Source organism: Geitlerinema sp. PCC 7407, from assembly GCF_000317045.1.
Taxonomy (GTDB): Bacteria; Cyanobacteriota; Cyanobacteriia; order PCC-7407; family PCC-7407; genus PCC-7407.
This window is the reverse complement of the sequence record NC_019703.1, coordinates 2,581,546-2,600,844: the sequence shown is the minus strand read 5'-3', so window position 1 is coordinate 2,600,844 and position 19,299 is coordinate 2,581,546. Positions and strand designations below refer to the sequence as shown.

Below are 19,299 nucleotides of genomic sequence, written 5' to 3'. Positions count from 1 at the left end.
CTCTAAATCAAAGATCTCAAAAAGCACCCGCCAGCAGCGATAGAAGCCACTGTGCGGACGTGGTTCCAGACAGTCCACCACACTAGATAGTGAGACCAGATCTTCGCCCCCTCGACACTTTGCGGATCTACGTTCGCCAGACCGTCATTGAGGGGCACATTGCAGGCGATCGTGACGCCAAAGCTACCGATCAGATAAAGTAAGCTCCCGGCCAGCCAATAGATCGCGTCTGCTTGGCCCCACTGCCGGATAGCGGCGATCGCCATGTAGAGGCTCAGCGCTGCTGTCCCCAAAAAGATGCCCATAAATCCGGAATTAATCACGGTGATATTGATGGCCTGCATGGCAGCAATGCCTTCAGGTGCTGGCAGTCGGCCCAGACCCCTCATGACAAAGTTAGAGAAAGCGAAGAAGACGCCTCCCACTAGGCCGCAACCCAACACTGCTAGTAATGAGCCCCAAAAAGTCGCTTGAAACGCCACGGCTTCTTACTCTCCCGTTGCTAGGACTAGCACCTTTCATCAAAATAATTCATCTTAAAAGAAAGTTGCTGCAACTTTCTGAAAATTTCTTGAGCGACCGTCGAGAGCTAGACCTTAAAGCTTTCTGGATCTTTGTGAGAGATTAGGACTTGCGGGCTGGGATCTTTGAAGAAGCGATGAATCGATTTGTGAAGGGAAAGGATTCAGAATTTTTGGGGATAAGTCTCAATTAAAAGCGTCTAAACTGATTGAAATCTTGGATTGCAGCGCTTGCCCTACAGAAGGACAGAAACGTGCTCAACAAAGATTCTTTCTGAAGATAGAAGTGAATTATTGAGGAATGGGCTGTGCTGGGAGGTAAGCTCTAGAAAAGTGTGCTGAGATGTATTGATTTTTGGAGAGATGGTGAATTCGGCGAAAAAGGTTGGAAAAACTGTAGGGCGATCGCCAAAAGGGAAGAAAACCTTAACTTCTGAGTGTTCGCTACAAACAGTTTGAAACCAAAGAAAACCTTAATTTTTGGAAGGCTTTTGTGTTGTAGGGCATGGGTTTTCAACAATTTATTGCGCTGCGTCACAAAATCTATAAGGCGACAAAAAAGTCTCAATTCATTGATAAATTTAAGGTCAAAGATCCCCCCCTTGGGGATTGAATTCACTTTGAATACTGAAGTTTACTAACACGTGCAATCTAAACTTTGAGGAACTGCATGGCTGACGCTTTCTTATTTCGCTTTCCAACGCTGCTAGAGTCTCAGTGGATCGTTCAGCCTCATCTAGCGCTGCATATCCCAGACGGATATCTCAGCTTGCCGGTGAGCGGGGCGTGCTGGGTCTTTGCGGTGGCGCTGGTCGTGCTGTCGCTGCGCCAGGTGCAGGCTGACTATCAAGAGCGGGCTGTCCCCCTGATGGGGGTGAGTGCGGCCTTTATCTTCGCGGCGCAGATGATTAACTTTCCCATTCCGGGGGGGACGTCGGGGCACCTGCTGGGCGGCACCCTGGCCGGGGTACTGCTGGGGCCGTGGGCCGGATCGCTGGTGATGACTGTGGTTTTCATCGTGCAGGCGGTCCTGTTCCAAGATGGTGGTCTCACGGTGCTGGGCGCTAATATCTTCAACATGGGCCTTATCGGAACCTTCGCAGGCTACTACCTCTACAAAGCTGTGCGATCGGCGCTGGGGTTCCATCGGTGGCGCAGCACGGCGATCGCGACGGTAGTCGCATCCTGGACGAGTGTCTTTGTGGCAGCGGTCTTGTGCGCGATCCAGCTAGCCCTCTCGGGCACGGTCTCGCTGAATTTGGCACTTTCGGCGATGGCGATTTGGCATTTCATGATTGGGGTGGGTGAGGCCATTATTACGGTGTTGGCCGTGAGCTTTGTCTGGCGTACACGACCCGAGATGATGTTTGATCCGCCTCGTCGCAGCAGCATGCGATCGCGCTCGGCCATGTAGGGCGATCGCCGACCGAGAATTCACGCTAGTTAAAAGGTACGCAGTCCCATCGTGTTTGCGTTTTGAGTTCGGTTCTTTTCGCGGGTGGAATGGCATGAGCAAAGTATCTCGTCAGCGCACGCAAGCGCTAGTCATCACAGGATTGGGAGTGGCGCTCCTTGTGGCAGTTTTTGTCTCTCCTTTCGCGAGCTCTGATCCTGATGGCCTCGATCGCGTGGCTCAGGATCTCGGATTTGAGGCAGCAGCGGTAGAAGACGCTCCCTCCCAAAAGCTTCCCTTCTACCGAGTGTTTGAGGAGTACTCGCTGCGAGGGGTGCCAGAAACGCTACAAACCCCCCTGGCAGGCTTGGTTGGCACGTTGGTTGCCTTTGGTTTGGCGTGGGGAATTGGCAAGCTGTCTGTCAAAGGAGCCTCTGTCTCCTCCACTGAGTCTGATTTATCCGATCGCCAATCTTAGGCGAATAAGAATCTATGGCACTGCTACATGTTGGAGTATTTCAGCTCGCCGTAGATAGTCGGGGTGAGAGTTTTTGGCACCGTCTAACCCCGCGCGCTCGGGTAGTCTGTATGGTGCTATTTGTCTTTGCGACAGCTCTCACCCCTAATGGTCGCTGGTGGACCTGGGCTGTCTATGGGGCGGGACTGGCGATCGCGCTGCTGCTGAGCCGCGTGACGCTGTGGACGCTGGCGCGTCGGGTGGCCGTGGAGTTTGTCTTCATTGGCATGATCCTGTTGGGAACGCTGTTTCAGGGGACAGGAGAGATCCTCTGGCAGTGGGGATTTCTCCAGATCACGACAGGCGGTCTAACGGTGCTGGGAAGCGTTGCCCTCAAGGCGCTTTTGTCTTTGATGATGGTCAATCTATTGGTTCTCACCACGCCGATTCCGGATCTGCTCCATGCCTTTCGGGCACTCCGGATGCCTCCTCTCTTGGTGGCAATTATGGCGGCGATGTATCGCTATATTGGCGTGCTGATAGATGAATTCAAGGCGATGCAGCGGGCGGCGCTCTCCCGCAATCTGCTGGGGCGGCGACACTGGCAGCGGATGGTGCTGGGAAATATGATTGGGGGACTTTTTATTCGCAGCTACGATCGGGGCGATCGCATTCACCAGGCGATGCTGGCGCGAGGATATACCGGCAGCCTGCCCCGCGAAAGCGTCCCCCAGGAGCGGCGTCTAGATATCGTCATGGTTACGCTGGTGGCCCTTCTTATGCTGGCTGGTCAGATGATTTATCTTTTTTAGGCTTTGGGGTCTTTGGGGAGTTCGGGTTCGAGTCTCTCTCTAGAGTGTTTCTAGGCTTTTGTTGCTCATCCATATTGCGGTCTTCGCATGCATCACAATCCCATTTCGATTCAGAATGTCTTCTATGCGTATCCGGACGGCACCAACGCCCTGAGCGATATCAATTTGGCGATCGCCGCCAGTGAAAAAGTGGCTCTAATTGGGGCCAACGGCTCAGGCAAATCAACCCTTCTCATGCATCTCAACGGGTTGCTGCTGCCCGAATCGGGAGAGATGGTGATTGGAGAGCAGATCGTTGAGCCTCGAAACCTCCAGGCCGTGCGCAATTTTGTGGGCCTGGTCTTTCAGAACCCAGACGATCAGCTTTTCATGCCGACGGTGTGGGAAGACATCACCTTCGGGCCGATGAATCAGGGACTCCGAGGAGATGCCCTCAAGCACCGCGCTCACCACGCCATGATGGCGGTGGGCCTCGACCCGGCCCACTACGGGCCTCGCTGCGCCAGCCACCTGTCGGGCGGTGAGAAAAAGCGGGTGGCGATCGCCGGAGTCTTGGCCATGCAGCCCCAGGTGTTGGTGCTCGATGAGCCGACGGCTCAGCTCGATCCGCGATCGCGCCGCCAGCTCATTCAGCTCCTGCGCCAGCTCCCCCTGACCCAGGTGGTTGCCACGCACGATCTCGACATGGCCCTGGAGCTGTGCGATCGCACGGTGGTCCTGAGCCGGGGCCACATCGTCTACGACGGCCCCACCGAAGCCATCATGACCAACGATGCCTTCCTCGAGGAGCACGCCCTAGAGCGTCCCCTGAGCTATTCGCGCCCCTACTGCCAGCTCGATCACCGCCCCGTCGATCGGCCGCACCCTGCTACCCTGCCGAGCCTCAGTCACTAGCTGCTTCCCCTCGCCTCTCCTGCTCTCTACAGCGCCAAGCCACGGGTCTGTGAACGGAGAATCTCCAGCTGTACGCGAAGCGTTAGCTGGATGAGCGTCGAAGCGCCAAAATACGGAGATGGTATCAGTCTAGCCTCCCAGTTTTTGCGGTCTTTGCGAGGCTGGCGGCTGACAATTTTTCCATCCCCCTTGCCGGAGACCGTAAAATTGACATGGCTTTATCCGGGGGCTGTTACCCGTGCCCTACGGAGGCTCTGGGAATTGCGGATCTCGCTTCAATTTAAGCCGCAAAACTCAAGAAAAACTTCTTGATAAAAGCCTTTCCCTTTGCAGAAGCTTCACGTCTGGACAGGGATGGGCAACTTATGCTGGATGTGTATAGAAATACAAAAATAGGGGTCATCTTCTACTGAGTCCATTGTAGGGCGATCGCTGCTGTCTGTTCCCAATCGCTGAGTTCTACGCTCACTCCTGCTGCGCGGCTCAAACAAATTTTGTCTAGATGGCTTGCGCGGTTTCTCATTGGCCCGTCAGAAACCTCTTGAGAGCTACTCTCCCAATTTCAACAGAGTTTTTTGGGCAACGCTTCAAGCAAGGATTCCTGGGTTCAGAAGACGGGCAACCAACACATCATCCTGAGAGGGACTGAAAATCATGCGTCAAGCGACATCGTTGTTGAAAGCTGCTCCCATTTGGCTAGGATCTGCTTTGCTGGCAGGAACTGCCGCTTTCGCTCCTGCCGCAGAAGCTGCTACGTTTACATGCCCTTCAAATCTTATGGGCCGAGTCTCCGGTGCTTCGGCGTGTGAATACAGCGACACAGCCAAGCAAGACTTTTTGAATACCAGTCCGATAACCGTCAATTCTGAAGCGTTCTTTGACTTCACGGACTGGTCCTTTGGCGGCAAAATCGGCGAAAACGCTGGCTACGCGGGCAAAGGCTCAGGCAAATCAGGAGCCTGGGATATCTCCAGCGTAGTGCAAAGTGCCTGGGATGACGTCATGCTGATCTTTAAGAGCGGCAATGGTACAACTTTGACCGGCTATATGCTGAAAGACGGCGTGACGTCTGGCACCTGGAATTCTCCCTTTGCCAAGGATGTTTCGCACATCAGCGTTTACTATCGGGATGTCCCTGAAAACAATCCTCCGGCCAGAGTTCCTGAGCCCGGTTTGATGACGGGGCTGTTGGTGGCGGGTGCTGCGGTCATCGCTCAGCGCCAGCGCAAGGACTCTAGCAAGGCTTAAGCCGGTTTGGGAGAGACACGTTGTTTCTACGGGAAACAATTTGCTGGGATTTATCCTAGGCCTTGAATTCTCTAGCTTTTAGCTATGGGTTCGGCTCGATCAAGTTTTGGCTGCCCATGGTTTCATGGGCAGCTTTTTGATGGGAGATTTCTTCAGAGGGTCTTAACAAAAGCGTTAACACGCCAGGCAGACTCTACCATGAATGGTTGATATAGCAGTTTGGCGATAGACCCGTGACGGTTCCCTTTGAGCGTCAGTTTCGTTTTGACCCCAGTGCCCCACAAAATCTGGGGTTGAGAAATATTCTTGACCGCCTTTCTCAGACGATTGAGCGAGATACGCTGGTGCAGCGCACGACCCAAGAGTTGTGTGAGGGGCTCCAGGTCGATCGGGTGGTGCTGTACTACTTTTATCAGCCGTGGCGGGGACAGGTGACTTTTGAGGCGCTGCGATCGCCTGACTGCTCAATTTTGGGCTCGACCGGACCAGATGACTGCTTCAATGGCGAGTATGCAGCGCTGTATTTGGCGGGCCGGGTGCGGGCGATCGCCGATATCGAGACTGAGCCGATTAATGATTGCCACCGCGACTTTTTGCGAGATCTGGGGGTGCGGGCCAATCTGGTGGTGCCGGTGCTGGTGGCCGGGAATCTCTGGGGGCTCCTGATCGCCCACCACAGCCAGGTGCGGCCCTGGCCTGCGGAGGACATTGAGCGGATGCGCCAGGGAGCCGAGACGCTGGCCCAGTCTCCGGCGATCGCTGAAGCGCTGTTTAAAGACTGATTTGAATCCCCGGTCAGGGAGCGGCGGGAATCCGGGCGATCCGGCGCGATCGCAGGGGGAGGGGCAGGTCGTAGGCGGGAACCATGCCGTCGGCCTTGTCCAGGTAGAGCTCAGCCGCGATCAGCAGGTCCTCGGCGCTGGTCTCGGGGGAGAGATCGCCAAACAGAAAGCTGGGCTTGTGGGTGCCGACGAAGGCGATGGCGCAGGGGCGATCGCACACGCACAGACAGCCGGTGGTTTCGAGATCCAGCTCTGCTCGGCGGGGCCACTGCTGATGCAGGACTTGGAGCTGTCGCATCAGGCGCTTGCCGGGGGTGTCTCCTGGGGTTTTTTTGTCGCTGCCGCAGGCTTCACAGACGATCAGGACATGCTGGGCCATCGAAATTGTGTCTCTTTCCCTTGCTTGAAATAACTGCTTAAAGCTCTGACTCTGCGGGCCACTGAGGGCGATCGCCCTTTGATCTCACAACTGAATTTCTCTGTTTGTCGGTGACCAGCAGGCACCAATTTGGGACAGTGGTTGAGTCCAAGCACTCCTTGACTACCAATCGAGCGCAGAACAAAGAGAGAGTTAGAGCTTGTCGTCGAAGCGCTGATACCAAACCCAGTTGCCGACGATGTTTGCTCCTAGGGCGATCCCGCCGCCAGCCCAGCCCAGAGTGGGGTTGTAGCCGCCGCGCCCCAGGTTCTCCATCCAGCGGTGGGTGAGCTCGGAGGAGACGATCCAGTCCGCCACTTGGGGAAAGAGATACATCATGGCGGCTCCGACGATGAGCCAGCCCACCATGGAGGTGAGAAGAAAGATAGTTTTGGCGGTGGATTGGCTACCCATGGGCGATCGCGTCTCAAAAACTACTGTCGAGATTACCATGGGCGATCGCGCTTCGAGGGCTACTCAAAATCAGCCTCAAAGCGGGCGACGCCGGTGGTGGGGTAGTAGTGGCTGAGAATCTGGTGATAGGAATAGCCGCCTTTCGCCAGGTCGAGCGCCCCGAGCTGGCTCATGCCCTTGCCCTCGAAGGCCTCCGCCACGATGTCATCGGAGGCTGCATAGAGAGACTCCACAATGCCGCCCCGATAGCTGACAAATTCGCCTGCGGTGGCGTCCACGGCGGCGCTGGTTTCGGGGGCTTCGCGACCGATGCCGCTATAGACCTGGTAATACTCATCGGAGCCCATGTGATAGAGACTGCTCACGGGCCGGAAATAGTAGGTGAGCGCGTAGGAGCGGGCCGCGACCGCCTGGGCCTTGAGGGCTTCGGCGGGCCAGCTGGGTGAGACTTCGCTGCCCACAACGCTGTGGAGATATTCGCGCAGATTGATATAGTTGACCGCCCAGATCTCGCCTTTGTGCACGGCTAGCATCAGGCTGCCGCGATAGAGGCGATCGCCCACTTGCAGCAGTCCCCCAAAGCTCGGCTCCAGCCACACAACGCTGGGGAGCTCCGTGGAGCCCAAAGCAATCCCTGACGCGCCCATTTGGGCAGTGTAGAGTTCTTTGGCGGGCATCTCGGCCAAGAGCGCGCCGCTCTCGTCGTGGAGGGTGGCCCCGTCTGGGCTGCCGACGGTGACCACGCTGCCAGAGGCGATCGCCACCTGCATTTCCACCATGCCATCGACGGACGGAATGGACTGCTTGAAGCGCCGCTTGGCCTGCTCATTGAGCGCCTTTTCTTCGGCGGTGTACTGAGCCGGATCGACGGGCTGGGGCTTGGCTGGGGCTGGAGATGCTGGGGCCTTGGGGCTGGGAGTGGGTGAGGGCGTCGCTGAGGGCGGAGCCGGTACGGCAGCCGGGGAAGCCACGGGGGCCGGAGTCGGCACGGCGACTGAGAGGGATGCCTGGGGAACTGCGGGCTCGACTTCGGCCAGGAGCGGCAGCTGGTGACGATAGTGAAAGGCCAGGGTGAGCACTAGAGACAGAATTCCGGCTGCCAGGGGCAGTAACCAGCGCAGATGGGGACGCAGCGTTTGCATGGGAGAGGGCAGTGACATCAGGAGGGATGGTGGGCTCCGAGGCCGATGGTGCCACGGGTGACGCCGAGCTGACTTTGCAGACGGAGCGATCGCCACAGTTGGGCACCGGTGATCTCCCCGCGCAGTAGTTGACGATAGCGGGCCAGGGTTTGGTCCACCTGGGCCGGACTCTCGTCTACAAACTCGACTCGGAAGTGGCGCACGCCTTGGTCAATTAGCCGCTGGGTGTATTCGGCTCCAGTTTGGGCGATGCCATTAAAGACGGTATTGCGACATCCCGCATCGGCCTGAAGGATGTGTTCGGTGCCGGCGCGGACGCCCTTGGGCCGAATTTCATTCACCCGCAGCTTCACCTCGTGCTTCTCGCAGGGGCGTCCGCAGTTGGTGTAGTCGGTGCCCTCGGAGAGAAACGCGCAAAAAACGCAGTGCTCCATATGGAACATGGGCATGTGCTGGTGAATGGTCACCTCAAACCAGCTGGGAGGGCAGCTTTGCAGCAGGGCGCTGAGCTGATCGATGTTGAGGTCGTAGGAGGCGGTGAGGCGCTCCAGGCCAAAGGTTTGCTGGAAGTAGGCGGCGGTGAGGGGGTTGGCGATATTAAGCGAAAAGTCCCCAAGACAGCGATCGCCCGCGAAAAAGGCCAGGTGATCGTAGTTGCGAACGAGGTAGCCGTCGGCGTTGCTCTGGCGCACCTGCTGCAAGATCCAGTTTTCGCCCGGCTTGGTGATCCGGGGCGGCGCGACCCAGACTTCGGCCTGGGGAGCGTGGTCGCGCACCCAGGCCACGGCGGCGCGGTAGGCCCGAGGATCTTCAAATTCGCAGTACACTCGCTCGATGCCCGCCGCGATCGCCCCCTGCAATTGATCAAAGCGCCGCACCAAAACGGTTAGCTCAGGTTCAGTGTCCGGAGCTGGCGGGCGAGCGGGCAGCAGGTCGCGGTAGGAGGCCTCGGGGCGAAGCTGCCAGCGCTGGGGCTGCGATCGCAGGGTTTCCAGGCGCTCCACCAGCGATCGCCGCAGGCGATTGAGCTCGCTGACCGGCAGCATCACCTCGCCGACCACCGCGCTGGTCAGGGCCGCCAAGCGAAAGGGCGTGTTGCCCAGGCGGCCAAATTGCTCCTGGAGTCGCTCGGCGGTGAGGGGCTTGGTGTGGGCCTCTACCAAGGCCATGGCGGACTCCACCTGGGCCAAGTGGCCCAGCTCGTCGCGGGCGATCGCCACCAGCGGCAGCCCCGCTTCGCCGTGGACCTCGATCTCGATGGGCCGCTGAAACTGAGGCGTGTCGCCGCTGTAGGTCTGGCGCAGCTGGCGATCGAGCTCGGGATCGCTGGTTTTCCAGAGGCGATCGCCCACCCGCACCCGGCGCAAATCCAGATCTCGCCGCCCAAAGGTCAGCACCGCCTCCCGGCCCTGGAGGTCCACGGTGTAGACCCGGCCGCCCTGCTCCGCCTCGGGATGGCCGCCGTCAAAAACCACCCCATCCCCGGCCTTGACCGGCACTTCTAGGCGCACCGTCACGCGATCGCCCTGGACCCGCGTCACCTCGCCCACGTAGACGCCCCGCTTTTTACCAAAGCGTCCGTGGACTAGCTGCTGATTGTCGATGCCCTCAAACCAGCCCGTATACAGCCCCCGCGAGAAGGCCATTTCCAGGGCATAGCGCTCCTCTTGGGCCGTTGCCGCTGGGGTGGGCAGCTCAGCCATTGCCCGATCGAGGGCCTGCCGGTACACCCGCGTCACGTTGGCCACATATTCCGCCGTCTTGAGCCGCCCTTCGATCTTGAGCGAGCAAATGCCCGCCTGCACCAGCTCCGGCAGCACCGCCAGCCCCGACAGATCCTGGGGACTCAGCAGATAGCGGCGATCGCCCAAATCCACCGCTTTCCCGTCGGCGATCAGCTCGTAGGGCATCCGGCAAGCCTGGGCGCACTCCCCGCGATTGGCCGATCGCCCGCCCAGGGCCTCGCTGGTCAGGCACTGGCCCGAGTAGGCCACACACAGCGCGCCGTGCACAAAAGCCTCCAGCGGCAGCGCCACCCCGCGATCGCGCGTCTGCTGCTGAATTTTGCGGATCTCTGCGAGGGAGCACTCCCGCGCCAGCACCACCAGCTGGCAGCCCAGGGACCGCGCAAACTCCACCCCCGCTGCGCTGGTCACGGTCATCTGGGTCGAAGCGTGAATGGGAAAATCCGGTGATAAGTGGCGAATCAGGCGACAAATGCCCACATCCTGGACGATCGCGGCATCTACGCCCGCCCCGATGATGCTGCGCAAGTAGCGCTCCGCCTCAGCGAGCTCCTGGGGAAACACCAACGTGTTGAGAGTCACGTAGCCCCGCAGGCCCCGGCGATGGAGATAGGCCATCAGCGCCGGCAAATCTCCCTCAGTAAAGTTCTCGGCCCGCATCCGCGCATTAAACCGCTCTAGCCCGAAGTAGATCGCGTCGGCCCCGTTTTCGACGGCGGCCTTGGCGCAGTCCCAGGACCCGGCGGGGGCCAGCAGTTCGGGGCGATCGCGAGAGGCTTTGGCCGCAGCGGAGCTCGGGGTCGGAGAAACGGTCATGGTGGGAAGCGCCCAGGGTCAGCAAAAGAAACCTTTCTATCATAGGGCGATCGCCCAGCCGCTGCCCTAGCCCCGGTTCCCCGCCGTGAAATCACCCCTTTTCGCACCCCCTGCCCCCAGAAATCCGTTTCGCCTGGGCTGGAGTACTCCCTAGCAACATTCACTCACTTCCTTTCAGGAGAAACACCATGACTGCTTTTACCTCCATCATCAGCCTCCCCTCCCTGCGCGAAGGCAACACTGGCGAAGCGGTACGCTTTTTGCAGCAAATCCTGATCCTGCGCTACGGCTTCTCGATCCCCTTCAATGCGGTGTTTGGCCCCGAGACCCGCAACGCGGTGCGGCTGTTCCAGTCCAACCACGGCCTGATTGACGATGGCATGGTCGGCCCCAAAACCTGGCGCGAGCTGGGCTCCCAGATTGCTTGCCCCGTGCCCGCTGCCTCGGTCGACGACTCTATGATCGATGACGGGCTGAATTAAAAAAGACTGCTGGCTTCGCTATCTCAATTTCTTAAAAACCTTTCAGGCCACCGATCGCGCGATCGGTGGCCTGAAAGGCTTTTGAGGGTTGCCTGGGAGCCGGTAGGGAGCGATCGCTCCCCACAAGTTCGGCTAACCATCGTATAAATCTCCTGCGAATGACTCGTTCGGGAAAGATAGGCTCGAGACTAAACTCGAAAATGGAGATCTATGTCTTGACGAAGTCTTGGCGAAAGAGAGCGCGGCCTAAGCGACTAAAATCAACAAAATTGAGCAAAGAAAGGTAAACAAAAGCTAGAAAAGCAGTTTGAACCTGCTTGCTGAAGACGACCGTCAAAAAGAACAGAATGAAAAGCTCACTGGCCTAGAGAGTGACGGACAAAGTCCAGCCGGTGTTGGCTCAAAAAGCCGTCTTTTGCTCGCTCAAATTACTCCTTCGTTAAGTTTCTTCTAGAAGAAAGAGGTCAATGATTTTACTGTAACTTGCAAAAGATCAAGAAAATCAGGCGATTAACCTACTTTGGGGGCTTGCTAAATTGTCCTCTTTGTGGAGCGTCCATTTAGCGAAAAAAATAGGCTACACCTAAAGTAGGAAATCTATCTTTTTCAAACAGTTAAACAGTGCTCTTCTCTAGACTGGGTACTCTGTATAGAGAGAATTTTTTGATCTGATAGTGTGGATTGCCTGTGTCCTAAGGTTATGCCAAACTCCTCTAATCTCTCTGAGCCATTTATTGACAAAATTATTCAGCGCCCTCTCCTCACCTGCGACGCCAAGACTTCTCTTCAGCAGGCGATCGCGGTGATGGAGGAGACGCAGCGCAATGTCATGCTGGTCACCCAGCACCGTCGCTTGGTGGGGCTGGTCACAGATACTGAAATTCTCCAGGCCATCAAGAAAAAACCCGCCTCTGCTCAAACCCTGCAAGACTGCCTGCTCCAGCCCGCGATCGCGATTTCTCTAGAAGAGGTCAAAAACCCCTTAACGGTCCTGAACCTGTTGCAGCAGTACAGTTTGTGGCACCTGCCCGTGGTCAATGCCCAGGGGCATCCCCTGGCGGTGGTTACCCTCGACGACCTGCGGACGGCCTTGTCGCCCATGGACTTGCTGCGCTATGGCCAAGTGCGCTTGGTGCGGCCTCGGCAGATGGTCCAGGCCTCCCCGTCGGTGAGTGTCGCCCAGGCCCTCCTGCTCATGGCAAGCTCAGCCGATCGCTGCCTGGTGCTGACGGAGGCCCAGCGCCCGGTCGGGCTGCTCACGCGCCAGGATGTTGCGCAGCTCCAAGCCCTCAATCTGGACCTCGAGAAGCTGACGGCCCAGGCGGTGATGAAGCGGCCGGTGGTGACGGCGGATCTGGAGACGTCTTTGCTGGTGGCTCTGGGGCAGATGCAGTCCCACAATGTCCGTCGCCTGGTGGTTGTGGATGCCCAAGAAGATCTGGTGGGGGTGGTGAGCCAGGGGGATATTTGGCAACTGCTGGGAACGGAGCGCTTGCAGGAGGTGTGGGAGGATCTGCAAAACGCGGTGACGGCTCTGGCGGAGCCGCAGCTCGCTGGGGCGACGGTGTGGGGAGATGAGGCTGGCTTGAGCCTGCGGGAGCAGCAGTATCGCCACATTTTGAACCGGGTTCCGGATTTTATCTGCTGCTTTCAGCCGGATGGCACGCTGACGTTCGTCAACCAGGCCTACTGCGATTATTTTGGGCGATCGCCGGAGGAGCTTTTGGGGCGCAGCTTTTTGGAGCTGATTCCGGAGGGCGATCGCGCGATTCCCCAGCAGCACATCGCGGCGCTGCTGGCGGGGCAAAACAGCATTACCTATGAGCACCAGGCGATCGCTGCAGATGGATCGGTGCGCTGGCAGCAGTGGACGGACCAGGCGATCCGCGATCGCCAGGGCAACGTGGCGGAGATCCAGTCTGTCGGGCGCGACATCACCGAGCGCAGGCTGGCGGAGCTGGCCCTGCAAAACTCGGAGTCGGAGCTGCGAGCCGTCTTTGCGGCCATGTCGGACCTGGTGGTGATCCTCGATCGCGAAGGCCGCTACCGCAAGGTCGTCACCAGCGATCCGCGCTACCTCTACGATCGCGCAGCGGCTCTGTCAGGGCTGGCCGTGGCGGACGTGATGCCTGCGGATGAGGCGAAGTACATTATCCAGGTGACGCAGCAGGCTTTGGACCTGGGCCAGACCATCCATACCGAGTATGCGCTGAACCTGCCGGATCGGGGCGAGCACTGGTTTTCGGCCAATGTCTCTCCCCTGGACGCTGAATCGGTGGTGTGGGTGGTGCGTGACATCACCGAGCGCAAGCGCCTAGAAGCAGAGCTCTACCAGTATCGCGATCGCCTACAGGACTTGGTCGATCAGCGCACTGTGGCCCTCATCGCAACCAATCAGCAGCTTGAGCAAGAAGTTTCGGAGCGCCAGCGGGCTGAGGCGGCCCTCCACTTCCAGGCGCGGCTGCTGCAGATGGTCGATCACGCGGTGATCGCCACGGATTTGGCGGGCGGCATTTTGTACTGGAATGACTTCGCGGCGCGGCTGTACGGCTGGACCTTTGAGGAAGTGCGCGATCGCAAGGTGCTAGAGCTGCTCCTGAGGCCGGAGGATCAAGCCGAGGCCGAGGGGCTGCTGCTGTCGATGGTTCAAGGCGAAAGCTGGACGGCCGAAAAGCAGCTGTTGCGACGCGATGGCAGCGTGTTTTGGGCCTTGGTGACCCATTCGCCCCTGTTCAACCAAGATCATGAGCTGGCGGGGATGATCTGCATCTCCATCGATATCACTGATCGCAAGGAGGCCGAAACGGCGTTGCAGCGGGCGATCGCCGAACTGGGGCTGACCGTCGAGGCCCAGACGCGCAACCTCGCTACGACCATTGAGCAGCTCCAGCAAGAGATCGCAGGCCGCAACCGAGCAGAGGCCGAGCTACGCCAGCGAGAGCGGGAATTTCGCGCCCTGGTGGAAAACTCCCCCGACATCATCGCCCGGATCGATCGCCAGATGCGATACGTCTACGTCAACCCCAGCCTGGAGCGTGAGACCGGCGTCTCGCCCGCTAGCTTGATGGGCCGGACCGATGAGCAGATGGGCCACTCTGCGGACAAGCTGACGCCTTGGTACCAAGCCGTGCGACGGGTGTTTGAGACGGGCCAAGAGCAGTCTTACGAGTTTGAGCTCTACTCTCCCCGCGGCATGCGAGAGTGGTCAGCGCGCCTGGTGCCGGAGTGGAAAGGGGACGGGACCGTGGACTCTGTGCTGATCGTCAGCCGGGACGTGACGGCTCTCAAGCAGGCTGAGCGAGTGCTGCGTCAGCAAGCCGAGCGGGAGCAGCTCGTGGGGGCGATCACCCAGCGCATCCACCAGTCTCTCAACCTCGAAGAGATCCTCGAAACGACGGTGGCCGATATCCGCGCGCTGCTCCATACCGATCGCGTGGTGATCTATCACTTCCAGCCGGACTGGAGTGGGGATGTGGTAGCGGAGTCTGTGATCTCTCCTGACCTGGCGATCATGGGCTGGACTATCCATGATCCCTGCTTTCGTCACAACTGGCATCTCTCCTATTTGCAGGGGCACGTCGGCGTTCTCAATGATGTCAATGCGCCCCACTTGCGCAGCTGCTATGTCGATCTGCTGAAAAATTTGCAGGTTCAGGCCAATTTGGTGGTGCCAATTCTCCAAGGCGATCGCCTTTGGGGGCTGCTGATCGCCCATCACTGCACCGCGCCGCGCAGCTGGCAGTCCTGGGAGGTCAATCTCATGAAGCAGCTCTCGGCCCAGGTGGCGATCGCCATCCAGCAGTCGGAGCTCTATGCCCAGGTACAGTCCCTCAACAGCACCCTGGAGCAGCAGGTCCAAGAGCGCACCGCCGAGCTAGAACAGTCTCTCTACTTTGAGTCTGTTCTCAAGGGAATTACGGACTCGGTGAGAGATTCCCTCGATGAAGACAAGATCCTCCAAACGGCGGTGGATGCCCTGGGCGCAACCCTGGGCATCGAGTGCTGCGACACGGCGCTCTACAACGCAGACTTCACGCTCTCCACGGTGACCCACGAATATAATGTCTCTCTGCCGACCTCCCTGGGCCGATCGTCTTCCCTCATCGATCCCATGGAGGCGCAGATCTATGAGCGGCTTCTGACGGGGCAGTGCTGCCAGTTTTGCTTCACCTCTGGGACGCTGCTGCGCGGCACCCTAGAGCGCTACGCCATTCTGGTATGCCCGATCTTCGACGATCGCGGCATCTTGGGAAATCTGTGGCTTTTCCGCTACAAGCAGGAGCGCTTTAGCGAGATGGAGGTGCGCCTCGTGGAGCAGGTGGCCAATCAGTGCGCGATCGCCCTCCGCCAGTCGCGCCTCTATCAGGCCGCCCAAAGCCAGGTCCGAGAACTGGAGCGTCTCAATCAGCTCAAAGATGACTTTTTGAGCACCGTTTCCCACGAGCTGCGCACGCCCATGGCGAATATCAAAATGGCCACTCAAATGCTAGAGCTGCAGCTCCAGTCTCTGGATGTGCTCAACATGGGAGATATCTCTCGCTACTTCCAGGTGCTCAAAGATGAAGGTCAGCGAGAAATTAATCTCATTAATGATCTGCTGGATCTCACTCGCCTCGATGCCGGAACGGAGCCGCTAATTGTGGGTACGATGGATCTGTGTATCTGGATTCCCCACGTGGCAGAGCCCTTTGCGGAGCGAATGCGGGCTCAGCACCAAGATCTGGTGCTGCGGTGTCCGGGCGATCGCCCGGTGAATATCTCAACGGATTTCTCCTATCTAGAGCGCATTCTCTCGGAGCTGCTCCACAACGCCTGCAAATATACGCCATCTCACCAAAGCATTACTCTGGGCGCCCAGATGCAGGGCGATCGCGTGGAAATTGAAATTAGCAATTCTGGGGTGACGATCCCGCCAGAAGAGTGCGATCGCATTTTCGATAAGTTCTATCGCATTCCCAATCAAGATCCCTGGAAATATGGCGGTACCGGGCTAGGACTGGCGCTGGTCAAGCGCTTCGTCGAACACCTCGGCGGCCATATTCGAGTTACCAGCGATGAAAACGCGACCCACTTTATCCTCAGCTTGCCCAACGAGATTGAGGAAAATTAAAAGTTCAGTTTATTACCACGACTCTTGTCATATACAGGCATAAAGACACCTCCACACCTAAATAAGAGGTGATCAAGTGCAAAACTTGAATGGCAAAAAATAGAAGTATGAGTTTTTAATGATTTTTCTAGATATTGATTGCTTACAGAATCAATATTTAAAATCAACATGAAAATTTAAATATTAGATGTAGTTAATTTGAGTTGGTCTTGCAGATTTCTTTAAATAAATTACAATAAAAAAGTCTTCTCAAAAATCAATTTGTTAACTATGTCTCCAATAAGCACGCCCAGATTTACTGAAAGAATTTTAACTCTGGAGACTTGTTTTGAGCCAGGATTAATGAATAAAGTTTGGCGAAAAATCGTTAAACAAGGCATGAGAAATCAAAATTTACTGTGCTTGCATGATTACTTTGACTATCAGAGAAACTATGCCGCTCTTAATTTAGTTATTAGGGATCAAATTCTACGGCATGAGTATAGGCCTAAACCCCCCCATGTGATCAGACTCGAGAAAAAATATGGTGTCTGTAGACATATTCAAATACCAGCTCCAAGTGACGCAGTAGTTTTGCAGACTCTTGTTGAGCGTCTTTCTTCCCATATTAAAAATAACCAGCCTTCTCCAAAAGCTTTTTATAGTAGAAGTCATAGCAACCTTAAAACAGAAGAGGATATAGATGATTCCTTTTCCTATCAATGGTGGGAGTTGTGGCCCGAATTTCAGAAAAAAATCTATGAGTTTTCTACTTCCTTCAACTACGTAGTTGTCACTGATGTGGCTAATTATTTTGATACCATTTCATTTGATCGCCTGAGAAATGTCTTAGCAAGCTACGCAAGGTTTGATGAATGCTTGCTGGATTTTCTGTTTTTTATGCTCGACTTTTTTATGTGGAAACCTGACTATTTACCATTGTCAGGTATCGGATTGCCGCAGATTAATTTTGATGCTCCACGATTGTTAGCCCATGCTTTTTTGTTTGAGATAGATAAATATCTTGATGGAGAGACTGATGGAAATTTTGTTCGCTGGATGGATGACATTGATTTTGGAGTCCAAGATATAGAGTCAGCGAAAAAAGTTTTGAGAGGGCTTGATGAACTGTTGCTTACAAGAGGTCTTAGATTGAATTTAGGGAAAACAAAAATTTTGTCCTCGGAAGATGCGAAAAAATACTTTCTTCCAAATGAAAATAGATATCTGACCATTATGTCGAAACGAATAAATGAACACTTAGAAAAAGAACTAAATATTGAAGATGAAAAGAGAAAGGTTCGAGGTAGATTTAAAAAATTTCTAGATTTATCTAATGCTGGTAGATGGGAGAAGGTCTACAAGCGATATTTCACCATTTCATGCAAGACCAAAGATGAATTTTTAGAAGAATATGTTCCTGATTTACTTGAGAGCAGTCCAGGCTTGAGAGAAAATATACTCCGCTATTATGCCAGTCTAGGAGTTAGTGAGAAGCGATTTCATCACCTAGAAAATTTTCTGGAAAGCTATCACTGCTTAGATGATGTTGCTCCATTTTCGGTTGCAAAGCTTCTTGTGGAGTGGAAAATAACGCCTAATTCTCTAATTAAAAATAAAATCGTTTCTTTAGCAATTAAAATTTCAAATCGCTCATCATCTCACTTACTTTCAAGTATTTGGTTGCTGGCAAAATATGGTAGTGAATCAGAATTGTGCAAAATTTTAGATGCCAATGTCAATGTCTGGAAATACTCTGGATTTCTTTCTAGGCAGGTTGCAGCAACTATTCCAAGAATTAGAGATTCAAAGTATAAGGATATGGAAAAAATATTCTCAGAGACCGGACAATTAGAATCTTTAAGAATTTTATACAACTTGAATGAAATTAGAGCAAGGCCTCTTTCAAAAGGTGATATTTTGTATATACTGCATCAATCCAAGAGCGAGCTATATCCTCTAAGCAAATTTTTGATTTTGATTGATATTTTAAACTCCGAAACAATTGACTCCTTGAATCTTAAATCATTAAAAAATGAATTGTTAAATAGAATCAAAGATCCTATCTACCTATGGTATTTGCAAAATCTAAAAATTTAAATATTTTTATATTCATCATGAAAGTCAAGATTGTTTATGAAAATTTTTGCCTGAAAGTAGATAGTTACTCTTTGTCTGATTGGTGAAAATTGACATAGGAAGCTTTGTCTTCTTATGTCAATTATTAAAAAAATCCTCAAATTTTTCTCAATGGCAAGATTTAACAATCTTCGTCTAGGTGGGCATAGCGGAAGCGCAGAACCAGGCCGAGGGTAATCTCTTTGAAAATCCAGTAGAGAATTGAGATCACCACAAAGATAATCACAATGACAAAGAGAGGACGCTTGGTGGTCAGGTCATCGAGGGCGCTCAGGAGGATATTGCCCGGATCGGTCACAAAGTCCCAGCTGTTGAAGCGGCGAAAGCGGCCCAGGTAAACGCCGATGGCGCATAGGCCGTGGGTCAGCAGCTCAGAGGCGAGAATATAGGGTTTAGCGCCCTGGCGGCGCAGATAGTGTCGCTGATTGATCAAAGAGATAACGTAGGCCTCGAAGCCGCTGAGAATTGCGAAAAGATGGAGCGGAATAAAAATAAGAGTGACGATCCAGGCAGAGTAGCCAGAGCGCACCACGCGAATCAGGTGAATGATGTCGGTGAGGAGATAGGGCGCATTGGGCAAAAAGGCGATGAATACCAAGAAGCCGAGCCACCAAAAGGGCGATCGCCGATCGCTGCGGCGTCGATAGAGCCAAAAGCTCAGCGCGAGAGGGATAAAAGCGAGAAAGAGATTCCAGACAATCCAGCCGCTGTGGCGGTCAAAGGACTGGAGGGCATCACCGAGAATCGATTCCATAGGGTTTGGTTGCTTACTGCGATCGCCGAATAGAGGGCTTGGGCCGAAGAGAGCGGCTCAAAGAGGCGACTTCACCACCAGCAGCAGGAATTCCGCTAGCGTCAAGAGAGCCATACAAAACAGGCAATATCACAGCGCAAGAGCTGCCTTGGAACCTCATCCCTAGGGACGAATCTGGAGCGAATCGAAAATA

The 19,299-nt window shown here is 55.3% G+C and carries 15 protein-coding genes; 9 read left to right on the top strand and 6 right to left on the bottom strand.

The features are described 5' to 3' along the window. Positions 1-2 precede the first annotated feature (2 nt). Positions 3-389 (bottom strand): anthrone oxygenase family protein, encoded by a 387-nt coding sequence (locus GEI7407_RS10650; protein WP_150109773.1) that lies wholly within the window; start codon positions 387-389, stop codon positions 3-5. A gap of 802 nt (positions 390-1,191) precedes the next feature. Here GEI7407_RS10650 and GEI7407_RS10645 point away from each other — a divergent pair. The 6 genes from GEI7407_RS10645 to GEI7407_RS10620 all read left to right on the top strand — a co-directional run bounded on the left by GEI7407_RS10645 (position 1,192) and on the right by GEI7407_RS10620 (position 6,107). After that, a complete protein-coding gene (locus GEI7407_RS10645) occupies positions 1,192-1,935 on the top strand; it encodes an energy-coupling factor ABC transporter permease (RefSeq protein WP_015172162.1) in 744 nt (247 codons plus the stop codon). A gap of 94 nt (positions 1,936-2,029) precedes the next feature. Then, the gene (locus tag GEI7407_RS10640) at positions 2,030-2,392 is read left to right on the top strand and encodes a PDGLE domain-containing protein (protein WP_015172161.1); all 363 of its coding nucleotides are present in this window, start codon (positions 2,030-2,032) and stop codon (positions 2,390-2,392) included. A 20-nt stretch (positions 2,393-2,412) separates the two neighbouring features. Next, positions 2,413-3,183, top strand: a complete 771-nt coding sequence (gene cbiQ / locus GEI7407_RS10635; protein ID WP_041268941.1) for a cobalt ECF transporter T component CbiQ — start codon at positions 2,413-2,415, stop codon at positions 3,181-3,183. Between the two features lie 87 nt (positions 3,184-3,270). Beyond that, on the top strand, positions 3,271-4,077 hold the full coding sequence (locus GEI7407_RS10630; RefSeq protein ID WP_015172159.1) for an energy-coupling factor ABC transporter ATP-binding protein: 807 nt from the start codon (positions 3,271-3,273) through the stop codon (positions 4,075-4,077). A 777-nt stretch (positions 4,078-4,854) separates the two neighbouring features. Continuing rightward, positions 4,855-5,325: a hypothetical protein gene (locus GEI7407_RS10625; protein ID WP_015172158.1), complete on the top strand. Its 471-nt coding sequence runs from the start codon at positions 4,855-4,857 to the stop codon at positions 5,323-5,325. Between the two features lie 233 nt (positions 5,326-5,558). Continuing rightward, positions 5,559-6,107: a GAF domain-containing protein gene (locus GEI7407_RS10620; protein ID WP_015172157.1), complete on the top strand. Its 549-nt coding sequence runs from the start codon at positions 5,559-5,561 to the stop codon at positions 6,105-6,107. Positions 6,108-6,120: 13 nt separating this feature from the next. On the opposite strand, the gene GEI7407_RS10615 is transcribed toward GEI7407_RS10620, so the two are convergent. From GEI7407_RS10615 to GEI7407_RS10600, 4 genes are all read right to left on the bottom strand, one after another. Further along, positions 6,121-6,486, bottom strand: coding sequence for a DUF1636 family protein (locus GEI7407_RS10615; RefSeq protein WP_015172156.1), 366 nt, complete (start codon positions 6,484-6,486; stop codon positions 6,121-6,123). Positions 6,487-6,678: 192 nt separating this feature from the next. Further along, complete coding sequence (locus tag GEI7407_RS10610) at positions 6,679-6,978, bottom strand: hypothetical protein (protein ID WP_223294412.1); 300 nt, start codon at positions 6,976-6,978, stop codon at positions 6,679-6,681. A gap of 20 nt (positions 6,979-6,998) precedes the next feature. Next, positions 6,999-8,099, bottom strand: a complete 1,101-nt coding sequence (locus GEI7407_RS10605) for a SpoIID/LytB domain-containing protein (RefSeq protein WP_015172154.1) — start codon at positions 8,097-8,099, stop codon at positions 6,999-7,001. Further along, positions 8,099-10,642, bottom strand: a complete 2,544-nt coding sequence (locus GEI7407_RS10600; RefSeq protein WP_015172153.1) for a U32 family peptidase — start codon at positions 10,640-10,642, stop codon at positions 8,099-8,101. Before GEI7407_RS10600 ends, GEI7407_RS10605 begins: the two co-directional genes overlap by 1 nt. 188 nt (positions 10,643-10,830) lie before the next feature. On the opposite strand from GEI7407_RS10600, the gene GEI7407_RS10595 reads away from it, so the two are divergent. The 3 genes from GEI7407_RS10595 (at position 10,831) to GEI7407_RS10585 (ending at position 18,313) form a co-directional block, all read left to right on the top strand. Then, positions 10,831-11,124 carry a peptidoglycan-binding protein gene (locus GEI7407_RS10595; protein ID WP_015172152.1) on the top strand — a complete coding sequence of 98 codons (294 nt, stop codon included), beginning with the start codon at positions 10,831-10,833 and terminating at the stop codon, positions 11,122-11,124. A gap of 700 nt (positions 11,125-11,824) precedes the next feature. Beyond that, positions 11,825-16,234, top strand: coding sequence for a PAS domain S-box protein (locus GEI7407_RS20725; protein WP_015172151.1), 4,410 nt, complete (start codon positions 11,825-11,827; stop codon positions 16,232-16,234). A 342-nt stretch (positions 16,235-16,576) separates the two neighbouring features. Then, a complete protein-coding gene (locus GEI7407_RS10585; RefSeq protein ID WP_223294411.1) occupies positions 16,577-18,313 on the top strand; it encodes an RNA-directed DNA polymerase in 1,737 nt (578 codons plus the stop codon). 160 nt (positions 18,314-18,473) lie between these two features. On the opposite strand, the gene GEI7407_RS10580 is transcribed toward GEI7407_RS10585, so the two are convergent. Continuing rightward, positions 18,474-19,106 (bottom strand): DUF1361 domain-containing protein, encoded by a 633-nt coding sequence (locus GEI7407_RS10580; RefSeq protein WP_015172149.1) that lies wholly within the window; start codon positions 19,104-19,106, stop codon positions 18,474-18,476. Between the last annotated feature and the right edge of the window lie 193 nt (positions 19,107-19,299).